This is a genomic window from Pseudomonas sp. NBRC 111127 (assembly GCF_001320345.1).
Lineage (GTDB): Bacteria > Pseudomonadota > Gammaproteobacteria > Pseudomonadales > Pseudomonadaceae > Aquipseudomonas > Aquipseudomonas juntendi.
Genome location: NZ_BCBD01000041.1, coordinates 26,297 through 37,863, shown reverse-complemented (window position 1 = coordinate 37,863; position 11,567 = coordinate 26,297). Strand labels below are relative to the sequence as shown.

Here is an 11,567-nt window from a genome sequence, read left to right as displayed (position 1 = left end):
AAGTTGGTAGGCCACCACGTCGCCGGCAACGATGCCCGACTGGCGCAGGCTGCCGGCCAGGCGCAGGGCTGCGCCAAGCAGCTCGGCATAGCTGACGTCGCCCTCGGGGGACAGCACCGCCGGTTTGGCCGGCGTTTCCCGGGCGCGTTCGCGGAACAGGTCGAACACGTCACGATTAGGGTAGCTGCCGTCTTCGCGCCAGCGGCGACGGGCAGCCTGGGGTACCAGGTCGATGATGCCGGCAGTGTTCATGTGAAACTCCAGGGTGATTGAACGGATCGGTAGGCGCGCTGACCGAAGCAGTCGGCCAGGCGCGGGTCGTTGGCCAGGCACGCCAGGTCCTGATGCACCTGGCTGGCGGCAATGCCAGCCTGCTGGCAGCGCGTCTGCCAGTGCCAGGCGTCGGCGCTGCCCAGGCGCCGGGGCAGCTCTGCGGGGGTGCAGGTGCCGCCCAGCAGTTGCCCCAGCGCTTGCCACTGCTGGCGTGTCTGGCAGTCCAGTGCGAGCAGGCCGTCGCCGGTCTCGAACACGCCTTGCAGCAGGCTGGGCGGGGTGCTGTTGCAGGGGGGGGCCAGCAGCAGGTCGGCGGCGCCCAGCAGCGAGCTGTGTACCTGGTTGCCGCGCCCGTGCAGGCTGCGGTCGAGCAGCGCGGCGCAGATGCCTTGCGCGCTGATCACACCACCCAGGACATCGAGCGCGGTGAACAGCGTGCCGCCACGTGTGCCACTGGCGCGGGCGATGCGCTCGGCGACGCCGGACCACGCCTGCACGGTGAAGTCGGTGCCGGGCGCCGATACCTGGGCATCGCCCCAGCCCCCGGCGTAGGCATGCACCAGGCCCGGCCGGGCAAGCTGCAGGTCGGCGGCATCCAGACCCAGCTCGGCGGCCTTGCCGGGGGCCCAGTTGTGCAGGAACACGTCGGCGTCGGCGCACAGGGCGTGGATCTCGGCGCGACCTGCAGCGGACTTGATATCCACTTCGCGTACCGTCTTCAGGTGATTGAGCGCGTCGAAGCGCACCGAGCAGCCATCGGCGCAGGGCGGCATGTGCCGCAGGGGGTCGCCGCCTGGCGGCTCCAGGCGGATCACCTCGGCACCTAGCAGGGCCAGCAGGTGCCCGGCCAGCGGCCCCTGGATACGGCGGCATGACTCCAGCACGCGCAGGCCTTGCAGCGGTAGCGCGGCTGGGCGCGGGGCTGGCCGCAGCGGTGCCTGCGGGCCGGGTGTCAGCCGCCAGGGGGTGTGCAGGCTGGCCGGGTAGTCGGCATCGGCCTGGCGCTGCGCCGGGCTGCGCAGTACCACCAGCGCTACCCCGCTGGCCCGCGCCTGCTGCCGGATCTGCGCCAGCGGCAGGCGCGCCAGTGCGTCCAGGCATTCGGCCGGCATCGGCGCCACGGCCTTGGCATAGCGCAGCAGAAAGTGCTGCCAGGCTTTGCCGGCCAGGCTGTCGGGCAAGCCGAGGGCGTGCCAGAAGTGGCGCCAGGGCTGGCTGTCGAGGGTTTCCAGTTCGAAGGCCGTGCCTTCCAGGGAAACGAACGGCGGGCGGGCAAGGGCGTCGTCCTGCCCCGGCAGCAGCCGTTCGGCGTCTTCTGGTGCGGTTGCGCCAGCCAGGTACTGGCCGATACTCAGCAGGCCGCCGCGCAGCGGGTCCAGGCTTACCTGGGTGAACTGCCCGCCGCGCAGTTGGCCGACGGCAGCAGCCAGGCTGGCCTGCCAGGCGAGGGCGGCGTTGAGGGCGGCCAGGTAATCCACGCCCAGTGCTTGCGGGCGCCCGCTGGCACGGCCGTGCACCGACATCAGGCCGCAGGCCGCTTGCTGTATGAACTCGCTGGTGCTCTCCAGGGGCAGACCTGGCGGTGCAACGAACCGCATGTGAACGGGGTGCAGATCAGGGTGGGCCAACTGCAGCGCGGCCCCTTCGGCCAGGCCGTCGAGGGCACGCAGGCCAAGGCACTGGCCGTGGTGTTGCAGGGCGCGGCTCAGGCCCTGCCAGCCGGGCAGGGAGGGGCCGCTGCGCCAGCCGAGGCCGGCGTCATCTAGCATACGGGACATGGCGGATCTCGCGGACAGGTTACGGGCGAGCAGGCTTCGCGGGCGGGCCCGCGAAGCGGTGAACGGTGGGTCAGCCGCCGGCCACGGCGGGCAGTACGGTCAGCTGGTCACCGGGGCGGATAGGCGTGGCCAGGCCGTCGGCGAAGCGGATGTCGTCGTCGTTGACGTAGATGTTGACGAAACGGTGCACCTGGTCGTCTTTCACCAAGCGGGCCTTGATGCCGGGGTAGCGGCTGTCCAGGTGCTCGATGATGTGGCGCACGGTATCGCCCTGGGCCTGGACCTGCTTCTGGCCGTCGGTGAGTGGGCGCAGCAGGGTGGGGACGATCACGGAAACCGACATGCTTTTCTCCTTGTGGTACACGTTGTGCCGGGGGTGCCGGCAAGGGTCAGGGCTGGACGCACAGGGGCTCTTCGAACACCCGTCCGTCGATGATGCGAAAGCTGCGCGCGGCGTGCCGCGCCTCGCCCCAGGTCGAGACGATCAGGTAATGCACCTGGGGGTCGCTGGCCAGGGCGATATCCTCGCGGCTTGGCCAGGCTTCGCTGGCGGTGTGCGAGTGGTAGATCACCCGGCAGTCTTCGTCGCGCTGATCCAGCTCACGCCAGACCTGCAACTGCTCGCGCGGATCGAAGCTGAACCAGGTGGGGCTGGCGGCCTGGTTGCGCATCGGTACCACCCTGTTTGCAAGCGGCTCGCCGCTGGCGGCGGCAATCAGCCCGCAGGCCTCGATGGGATGCGCGGCCTGGGCCAGGTGCCTTACCTGTTCCAGGGCCTGAGCGGTGATGCGCAGAACCATGCGGGCACCCTCAATAGCTCGGCAGGGCCGGTTCCACTTCGCGCACCCACGCCAGCACGCCGCCTTGCAGGTCACGCACCCTGCCGTGGCCGAGCCGTTGCAGGTCGCCGGCCACGGCTTTGGAGCGCATGCCCGACTTGCAGGTGATCACCAGGTCGGTGTCGTGGCCGTAGCGCTCGACGATCTGCGTCGCCACCTGCGCAGACTTGGGCATGAGCACCGCGCCGTCGATGTGCACGATGTCCCATTCGGTCGGCTCGCGCACGTCGATGATCACCGGCGGGCGTCCGGCATCCTGCAGCGACTTGAGCTGCACCGCGCTGATCTGCGGTACCGGTGCTGCATCACTGGCAGCGGGGCGGTCCAGCCCGCACAACGCCTGGTAGTCGCCCAGGGCGGTGACCGGCTGGCGCTGCGGCAAACGGCGCAAGGGCAGCTCGCGGTAGCTCATCTGCAACGCGTCGTAGACCATCAGGCGGCCCAGCAGCGGCTCGCCGATGCCGGTCAGCAGCTTGATCGCTTCGGTCGCCATGATCGAGGCGATGGCCGCGCACAGCACCCCCAGCACGCCACCTTCGGCGCAGGAGGGCGCCAGCTCCGGCGGCGGTGGCTCCGGGTAGAGGTCGCGGTAGTTCAGGCCGCGACCGCCCGGGGCATTCTCCCAGAACACCGACGCCTGGCCTTCGAAGCGGAAGATCGAGCCCCATACGTAGGGCTTGTCGGCCAGGATGCAGGCGTCGTTGACCAGGTAGCGGGTGGCGAAGTTGTCGGTGCCGTCGAGGATCAGGTCGTAGCCGCTGAACAGCTCCACGGCCATGTCCGCCTCCAGGCGTTCGGTATGGGTGTGCACCTTGACCAGGGGGTTGAGGCGGGCGATGGCCTGGCGAGCGCTTTCGGCCTTGAGCTCGCCGAGGGTGTCGACGCTGTGAATCACCTGGCGTTGCAGGTTGGACTCGTCGACCCGGTCGAAGTCGATCACGCCCAGGGTGCCGATGCCGGCTGCGGCAAGGTAGAGCAGGGTCGGCGAGCCCAGCCCGCCGGCGCCGATCACCAGCACCCTGGCGTTCTTCAGGCGGCGCTGGCCGAGTACGCCGATGTCGGGAATCAACACGTGACGGCTGTAGCGGTTCACTTCTTCGCGGCTGAGCTCGGCTGCGGGCTCGACCAGAGGCGGTAAGGTCATATCGCTTTCTTCCATTCAGTAGATACGAACTGGAACCATTTTCAATTGTGTGGGCCGCCGGTTCAATCCGCCGAGCGGCCCGATTCGTATGGCAAAGCGCGGTAAAACTATGGGTTTTGTCGGCGGGGCGGTGGCAGGGCGCAAAGGGGCTGCGTGGCAGCCCCCGTGGCTCACGACTGGAACGTGGCCAAGTCCTCGCAGACGCTGGCGAAGGCGCTCAGAAAGCGTTCGGCTTCCTCGCGCGTGAGCACCAGCGGCGGCTGGATACGCATCACCCGGTTGTTGTTGGCGGTAACGAAGGTGAGCACGCCATGTTCCTCGGACAGCTTGGTCATGAAGCGCAGCACGAACATGTCTTCCAGGTTCTGCTCCAATGCCTGGGCGGCGGCCTCCAGGTGCGCGCGGGCAGCGCCCGACAGCATGCGGTAGGTGGCCATGGCCTGGCCCGGTATGCGCCCCGCCAGTTCCTTGACCAACGCCTGCACGCCGCCGCGCATGTCCTGGTGAAACTCGATCGCCAGCATCAGCCCGCGGCCGCGCACCGCCACCAGGAACGGGTAGCGGTCCACCAGGCGCTGCAAGCCGGCCTGCAGAAACGCCCCCACTTCGGCGGCATTGGCACACAGGCCGTCCTGCTCCAGCACATCCAGCGCCGCCAAGGCCGCGGCGGCAGCGAAGTTACCGCCACCGAAGGTAGAGGTGTGCAGGGCGAAGCTGTCGATATCGCCATAGGCACGTTCCCACACGGCGTCGCGGGACAACGTGGCACCGATTGGCACCAGTCCGCCGGACAGCGACTTGGAAAGCACCATGATGTCTGGCGCGGTATTGTCCCACTCACAGGCGAACAGCTTGCCCGTGCGGCCCAGGCCGGTCTGGATCTCGTCCAGTATCCACAGGCAGTCGAACTCATCGCACAGCGCACGAACCCCAGCCAGGTAGCCGGGCGGTGGCAGGATCACGCCGCCTTCGCCCTGGATCGGCTCGACGATGAAGGCAGCCACGTCGCCTTGCTCCAGGCGCCTGCGCAACGCGTGCAGGTCGCCGAAGGGCAGGCTGTCGCAGCGCGGCAGCAGGGGCTCGAAGGGGGTGCGGTGCTTGGCCCGGCCGGTCACCGACAGTGCGCCCAGGGTCTTGCCGTGGTAGCCGTTGTCGCAGTAGACCACGCTGCGCTTGTCGCTGGCGGCCAGCGCCAGTTTAAGCGCCGCCTCTACCGCCTCGGTTCCGGAGTTGCTGAAGAACACCCTGTTCAGCCCACCGGGTGCCAGTGCCGCCAGGCGCTGGGCCAGCAGGCTGGCGTGCAATGGCGCCGAGAGGTACTGGATGAAGGTGGGAAATTGCGCCTGCAGGTAGCCTTGCAAGGCCTGGCTGATGGCCGGGTGATTGTGGCCGGTGTTGAGGCAGCCGTAGCCGGCGACGAAGTCGAGAAAGCGCCGGCCGTCCAGGTCGGTGAGCCAGCAGCCCTGGCCCTGGCTGAACACCCGCTCGATGTGGTTGAACCGGTAGAACTCGCGCAGCACCGGGTTGATGTGCTCGGCAAAGCTGTTGAGCACTTCGCGGCGCAAGGCCAGGGGCTCGTCGGTGGCGTCGCTGGCGCGTAGCGCACGGCGCGGGTGGTGGTGGCGGTGCAGGCGGTCGAAGGCCTCGCTGGCGAGCACTTCGCCGTCATGGGTCATGGGCGAAGGGCTGAAGCCGTGACGCTCGGCGATGCGGCCGATCTCCAGCACCTTGTGCACCGGCAACTCACGGCCCAGGGAGAATGGCTCGGCACGGCCCTCCAGCGCCAGGATCATGGTTTCGGCCAGGCAGCCATTGAGGCTGCGCTTGGGCTCCAGGCCCAGGCTGCGCAGCCCCAGGTGCACGGCGGGGCTGGCGGAGACCAGGCCGGCGTCCACCAGCAGGATGTCGCGGCGCTGGTGGGGCACGTCCATCACGTCCTTGGGCAAGGCGGCATCCAGCACCACCGAGCCTGGCAGCAGCCGGCGTGGGTCGATCAGGCCGCCGCTGGACGTCGCGGCTACATAGAAGCGCACCTGGGCGTAACAGTCTTCAAGGTTGTGATGCAGGGTGACCTGGGCGTGGTACTGGCTGGGCAGGTATTCCAAGTGCGCCTGGGCCTGCTGGGCGTTGCCCCGGTGCACCAGGCGCAGCCGGCAGCCCTGTTCGGCCAGCAACCGCGCCACGGCCAGGGCGATCGACCCGGGGTAGCCGAGTACCGCCACCTCGGCGTCCGCTGCGGCGATGCCCAGCAGGCGCAGGCTGTCCATCAGATTGGCGTAGGCGGCGAAGGCGGTCAGCGAGTTGCCGGTGGTAACGGCCACCTCAGCCTGCTGCATGGTCGCCACGCCGCGGTTGCCGACGATCGCGGTAAAGCCGCCCAGGCCCACCAGTTCGGCGCCTTCGGCCTTGAGCGCGGCCACGCCCTGCAGCACCCGTTCGGCAATCGCGCGCGGCTGGCGCAGCATCTGCTCGGCGGTCAGCGGCATGAACTGCAGCATTCCCGAGCACTCGGCGCCACAGGCGCTGACGATGCGCCCGAAATCGATGAACGGCACCAGGTTGCGCTGCTGCCAGCGCTCGGCCTGGTAACCCCAGGCCTGTTCTTCCAGGGTGCGGTCGAGCATGTCCACCAGCTTGACCTGATGCAGCAGGCCAGTGGAGGTGGGGTGGGCAATGAATCCGAATTTCATCAGCAGTTTTCCATGTTCAGGCGGCTCCAGGCGGTTTCCGAGACCAGGCTCAAGCCATCGCCCTCGGAGTTGTGGCCCAGCCATACGTCGAAGAAGTTCAGGCGCCCCGGCGCAGTCAGCGCCTGGCGCAGGGTGTCGGGGCAGAACTGCAGCAGGCGGGCGCGGCAGACACGCAGCGGGCCGAACGCGCGCTCTTCCCACAGCGGCCCCTCGGCCAGCGGCACGTTGACCTGGCTGGCGCCGTGGCAGGCATAGCGTTTGTCCAGGTAGGTCTGGATCATCGACAGCACGCCGTTGGCCAGGTACATCACCGTGACGTTGCGCTGGCCGGCATCGGCGCTGCTGGCCAGGCTCATCGCCAGGCGCTGCTCGATGTCCGGCACCAGGGCGCGGGCACCGTCGCCAATGAACGCCAGCACATGGCGCTCGTCGTTCAGGGCTATGTAGGGCAGCGACATCAGCGCATCGCCCATCAGCGCCCGGCCGTACCAACCGGAGAAGCCGGCGTCGGTACGGGGCAGGTTACGCAGGGCCGACAGGCTGCAACGGCCCACGTCGTAGACACCGGTGTAGCGGTAGCCATCGCGCTCGATCAGCTCGCCAAGCAACTGGCCGAGGCGATGAAAGAAGTAGTTCGGCGTCATCGGCAGGGTTTCGATCTGGTCGCTGGGCAGCACTTCGCGGGTGCGCTGCAACCTTTGCAGCCGCTCGCGGCGGGTGCGCAGCAGCGCGGCCGGTACGGCCAGGCGCGGCTCCAGGTAGTCGAGCACCCTGTTCAGGGCCAGCGGCACTGGCAGCTCGCAAAACGGCGCGATATGGCCGGGCTGGTGGTTGACCTGGGCAATGTGGAACAGCCTGGGCAGGCGACCTTCCGAGTAGGGCGTGGCGGACTGGTCGATCTTGCTTTTGACGAACATCAGCCAGGGTTTGCCCGGCTCGTTGTCGGTGCCTTCGAGAAACGCGTGCACGCGGCGGCTGAATCCGTACATCGACAGCGGCCCGAGGTAATTGGGCACCGGCTCCTGGTCCTGATAGGCGCATACGCTACCGGGCGCGACAATGCTGTCGGCCAGCGCGATGCCAGCGCGGCGCGCCAGTTCGACCACCCGCTGGCGCTCGTCGGCAGCCAGCCGCCCGCATTGCCAGAGCAGGCGCGAAGGCGTGTGGTTGATCACCGCCAGCAACTGCTCCAGCGCCGCCAACTCCGGTGCCGTAAGCGCCTGCTGCGTGGCTGTGGCGGGCATGGGCGGGGGCGGGCCTTCGAGCTGCGCGCGGGATTCGAGCACCGCCTGGGTGGCGAACAGGAACGTCGGCGCCGGGCGTTGGTCAAGGGCAGCGAAGGCCTGTTCGACACAGGCCGCGGCTTCATCCGGGCGGCGCACGAAGCGCTGCCACAGGCCGCGGGCGGCGATGACCTGATGGCCATCGTTGTCGGCGTCCAGGGTGCCCTGGAAGGCGAACCAGACCGACTCCGGCGAGTCGGCGCAGACCACCAGGCCCGGCGCACCGGCGCGCTTGAGGTTGGCCAGGGTGCCGCGCATCTCGTCAAGCATGCCCGAGGTCATCACGATCACGTAGGCCCGTTGGTACAGCTGCCAGCCGGCCAGGGCGCTGACGGCCAGGGCGTGCTCGTTGCAGGCGCTGTGGAAACCGCAGGCGGTTGGCCGCAGCAGCTCGCCCAGCGAGTCGAGCAGGCCGGCGACCATGGAGCCGGTGAAGAAATGGCAATCCCAGGCCTGGCCCCAGCGTTGGGTCATGCGCTGCTGGATGTCGCGGGCCAGGCTCACCGGCTCAGCCGATTGCAGGGTGGTGCGTGCCAGCAAGCGGTTGCAGTAGGCGTGCTCGAGGTGGTCGACGAACAGGCGCAGCAGGTCGGCGCGGCGCAGCGCGCGGTCTTCGTGGGGCACGCGCAGCAGGCGGTTGCCGCCCAGGCGGGTCAGCCAGTGCTGCAGGTGCTGCGCATGGCACAGCAGCACGGCGCTGCTGGGCGAGCGGCGGGCTTCGGGCTGGGTGTCGAGCAGGGCGCCCAAGGGGTCGTGCTCGGGTTGCGCTTGCAGGTCACGGGTATCCAGCAGCACGTGGTCGCAGGGGCAGGCGGTGGCCAGCGCCGCCTGGGCCTGGGCAAGGTCGTCGAAGGCCAGCAGCTGCAGGGCCAGCGCCCCTGGCTTGGCCTGTTGGCGCAGGTAGGCTTCGGCCTGGCCGGCGACCTGGCGGTACAGGCTCTGCAACTGGGCGTCGGGCCAATGCTGGCTGGCGTGCGGGGTCTCATGCCCCAGCCAGTGGTTGAGCCGGTCGAGCACGGCGCTGACGTCGGCCCGTAGCGCCGGATCGCGGCTGATCAGGCAGATGCCGTAGCGGTGTGGCTTCATGGTTTGCCCTCAAGGGTGATGGAAGCGGTGCCTGGGGCGGCGTCGCCGGGGGTGCGCAACAGGGCGTCGGTGCTGCGGGCGATGCTGTGGCGCACCCGCCACGCCAGCACCAGCGCCAGCGCCAGGCCAGCGCCCAGGCTGGCCAACAGGCCGCCATAGCCCAGGCGGTCGAGCAGCAGGCCGGCGAGCACCGGTGCGGCCAGACGGGTGACCACGAACAGGCTCGACTGCAGGCCATAGTCGCTGGCGCTGCGTTGCTGGCGGCTGAAGAACAGGGTCAGGCCGAACATCAGCGCCGACACCGCCCCCATGGCCAAGGCCAGCAGTAATGCACCGGCGATCAGCCAGGGCTGGCCCAGCCGCAGCCACACCGCCAGGCCCAGCACCCCCAAGGCCAGCAGCGCCGCCAGCAGGTACAGGACAATCGCCCGTGCCGTGCCCAGCAGCGGAATCAGGCGCCCGCCCACCAGGCTGGCAAATGCGCCCAGCGTGCCCCCGGCAATGCCCACCAGCCAGGCCACCTGCTCCAGGGCCATGCCCTGGTCGAGCAGCAGGGGTTTAAGGTACAGCCAGGCCGCCCCGATGAACGGGAAGGCGCTGAGCAGCAACCAGGTCCACTGGCGTGCCGCCGGCTGGCCGAAAAAGCCGGCCCAATCGGCCACCAGGCCCGGTGCCATGGCTGCCGGTGTGGGCACGCTCGGCAGGCGCCTGGCTACGAGCAGCAGCGCCAGCACCCCCAGCGCCAATGCCACGCCCATGATCACGAACGGCGCCTGCCAGCCCAGGCGCGACTGCACCAGCAACATCGCGCCGCCGCCCACGATCGCACCCACGAACAAGGCCGCGGCGCGGATGCTGCCGGCACGCACCTGTTCGTGGCGCGGCAGCCACTGCACCGCCAGGGCATTGAGTGGGATGTCCATCCAGGTGGCGACGATGCTGATGGCGAAGGTCATGGCGAACAGCGCCAGGCGCTGTTCGATGAGGTTGTCGCGGGCGATCAGCGCGTACAGCACGATCAGCACGCCACCGAGCAACGCCAGCCAGCGCGGCAACGGCGAGCGCCCCAGGCGCACCCGCTGCACCGGCACGGCCATGAGGAACTTGAACACCGCCGGCAGCCCGGCCAGCTGGAACAGTCCGATCTCGGTCCCGCTCCAGCCGTATTGGCGCATGACCAGCGGCAGGCCGAACATCAGGTAGATGCTCGGCACGGCCAAGGCCAGGTTGAGCCAGCCGAACAGCAGTTGCAGGGCGATGACAGGGGGGCGGGTCATGGTGTCACTCCTTGGCCTTGCGGGCGATGACTGCCGTTACCGGCGTTAGTGGGTAGCGCACGCCATCGACCTGCTCTACACCACGCCAGCCGCTGTCGCGCAGCAGCTGCGCCAGCTCGCCCTCGGCCAGTACGTGGCGGCCTTGCAGGCGCATGTGCAGGTAGTAGGGCAGCACCTGGGCCGCGACCTGACGGGCCTGGGGCACTTCAGCCTGGCAGCACACCAGCAGGCCGCCGGGCGCGAGCGCCGCGTGCAGGCGCTGCAAGGTGGCCGGCAGGTCGTCGACGAAGTGCAGCACCGACGAGCACCAGATCAGGTCGTAGCCGCTGCCGATGTCGTCGCTGTTCAGGTCTGCGCCGCGCGCGCTCAGCCGGGCGCCCAGGCCGGCGGCGGCGATATTGTCGGCGGCCACCTGTGCCGTCTCGGGGTATTCGAGGACCACGCCGCTGAGCGCCGGCAGTTGCCGGGCCAGGGCGATGGCCACCAGGCCCGGCCCGCCGCCGAGGTCGAGCAGGCGTTGCAGGCGTGGGTACTCCGGCAGGCTGGCCAGCAAGGCACAGGCGCTGTCGCAGGTGACCGCTCGTTGTTCCTGGGCGATCTGCAAGCGCGCGGCATTGGCCCACCCCTGGTCGAGCTGGGCGGTACTCGGCGCCTGGCGCGGCATGCCCGTGCGCAGGTAGCCGTCCAGTTGTGCGCCGGTTTCCCGCAGCACGCGGTGGCGGAACATCAAGGCATCGCCGCAGTACTGGGCCGCGTCGCTGCGCAGGTGGCGGTCGGCCAGCGGGCTATTGCGGTAGCGCGCCGGGCGCTGAGCATGGCGTTCGAGCAGGTCCAGGCTCCACAGCAGTTCCAGGAAGTAGTCGGCGCTCTCGGCTTGCCAGTCCAGGGCCTGCGCCACCTGGGCGGGGGCGAGGTATTGCTGCAGGTGATCGAACAGGCCGTGTGCCAGCGCCAGCTGCAAGGCGTCGGCCGCCAGCCCTCCCAGTTGCAGGTCCCAACAGGCTTGCAAGGGGTGGGTGGCGGTGGGGTGCAGGTCGCGGGGGCGGGGTGCAAGTCGGGTCACGGTAACTTCCTGTAGTTGTCGCGTGTGTGGCCGTTGCGGGCCCACGGATAAGGAACGAAACGGGGCATGGCCGAATCAGCTCAAAGGGTGGTATATATTAAATAAGAATCATTCACATAAAATATGCGAGCCGG

Annotated in this window: 8 protein-coding genes and 1 pseudogene; all 9 read right to left on the bottom strand. The window is 69.1% G+C overall.

The window, feature by feature from the left end:
* Window positions 1-252 (bottom strand): annotated as a pseudogene (locus APH30_RS10375) (AMP-binding protein); the annotation flags it as partial.
* Window positions 249-2,051, bottom strand: coding sequence for a CoA transferase (locus tag APH30_RS10370; protein WP_054912474.1), 1,803 nt, complete (start codon window positions 2,049-2,051; stop codon window positions 249-251). The gene APH30_RS10370 and the pseudogene APH30_RS10375, both read right to left, overlap by 4 nt.
* Before the next feature lie 70 nt (window positions 2,052-2,121).
* Window positions 2,122-2,394 (bottom strand): MoaD/ThiS family protein, encoded by a 273-nt coding sequence (locus APH30_RS10365; protein ID WP_009681732.1) that lies wholly within the window; start codon window positions 2,392-2,394, stop codon window positions 2,122-2,124.
* A 46-nt stretch (window positions 2,395-2,440) separates the two neighbouring features.
* A complete protein-coding gene (locus APH30_RS10360; RefSeq protein WP_054912473.1) occupies window positions 2,441-2,851 on the bottom strand; it encodes a Mov34/MPN/PAD-1 family protein in 411 nt (136 codons plus the stop codon).
* 10 nt (window positions 2,852-2,861) lie between these two features.
* Window positions 2,862-4,034 (bottom strand): molybdopterin-synthase adenylyltransferase MoeB, encoded by a 1,173-nt coding sequence (moeB, locus tag APH30_RS10355; protein WP_054912472.1) that lies wholly within the window; start codon window positions 4,032-4,034, stop codon window positions 2,862-2,864.
* Between the two features lie 170 nt (window positions 4,035-4,204).
* Window positions 4,205-6,724, bottom strand: coding sequence for an aminotransferase class III-fold pyridoxal phosphate-dependent enzyme (locus APH30_RS10350; RefSeq protein ID WP_054912471.1), 2,520 nt, complete (start codon window positions 6,722-6,724; stop codon window positions 4,205-4,207).
* Entirely contained in the window at window positions 6,724-9,093 is a 2,370-nt protein-coding gene (locus APH30_RS10345) for a thiamine pyrophosphate-binding protein (protein ID WP_054912470.1), read from the bottom strand. Before APH30_RS10345 ends, APH30_RS10350 begins: the two co-directional genes overlap by 1 nt.
* Window positions 9,090-10,370 (bottom strand): MFS transporter, encoded by a 1,281-nt coding sequence (locus APH30_RS10340; RefSeq protein WP_054912469.1) that lies wholly within the window; start codon window positions 10,368-10,370, stop codon window positions 9,090-9,092. Before APH30_RS10340 ends, APH30_RS10345 begins: the two co-directional genes overlap by 4 nt.
* A 4-nt stretch (window positions 10,371-10,374) precedes the next feature.
* Window positions 10,375-11,433 (bottom strand): class I SAM-dependent methyltransferase, encoded by a 1,059-nt coding sequence (locus APH30_RS10335; protein WP_082416147.1) that lies wholly within the window; start codon window positions 11,431-11,433, stop codon window positions 10,375-10,377.
* Window positions 11,434-11,567 lie beyond the last annotated feature (134 nt).

What these genes read in the sequence shown, in the direction of transcription:
- APH30_RS10350 (WP_054912471.1), bottom strand. Translation starts at nt 6,724, where the DNA reads ATGAAATTCGGATTCATTGCCCACCCCACCTCCACTGGCCTGCTGCAT.
- APH30_RS10345 (WP_054912470.1), bottom strand. Translation starts at nt 9,093, where the DNA reads ATGAAGCCACACCGCTACGGCATCTGCCTGATCAGCCGCGATCCGGCG.
- APH30_RS10340 (WP_054912469.1), bottom strand. Translation starts at nt 10,370, where the DNA reads ATGACCCGCCCCCCTGTCATCGCCCTGCAACTGCTGTTCGGCTGGCTC.
- APH30_RS10365 (WP_009681732.1), bottom strand. Translation starts at nt 2,394, where the DNA reads ATGTCGGTTTCCGTGATCGTCCCCACCCTGCTGCGCCCACTCACCGAC.
- moeB (WP_054912472.1), bottom strand. Translation starts at nt 4,034, where the DNA reads ATGACCTTACCGCCTCTGGTCGAGCCCGCAGCCGAGCTCAGCCGCGAA.
- APH30_RS10360 (WP_054912473.1), bottom strand. Translation starts at nt 2,851, where the DNA reads ATGGTTCTGCGCATCACCGCTCAGGCCCTGGAACAGGTAAGGCACCTG.
- APH30_RS10370 (WP_054912474.1), bottom strand. Translation starts at nt 2,051, where the DNA reads ATGTCCCGTATGCTAGATGACGCCGGCCTCGGCTGGCGCAGCGGCCCC.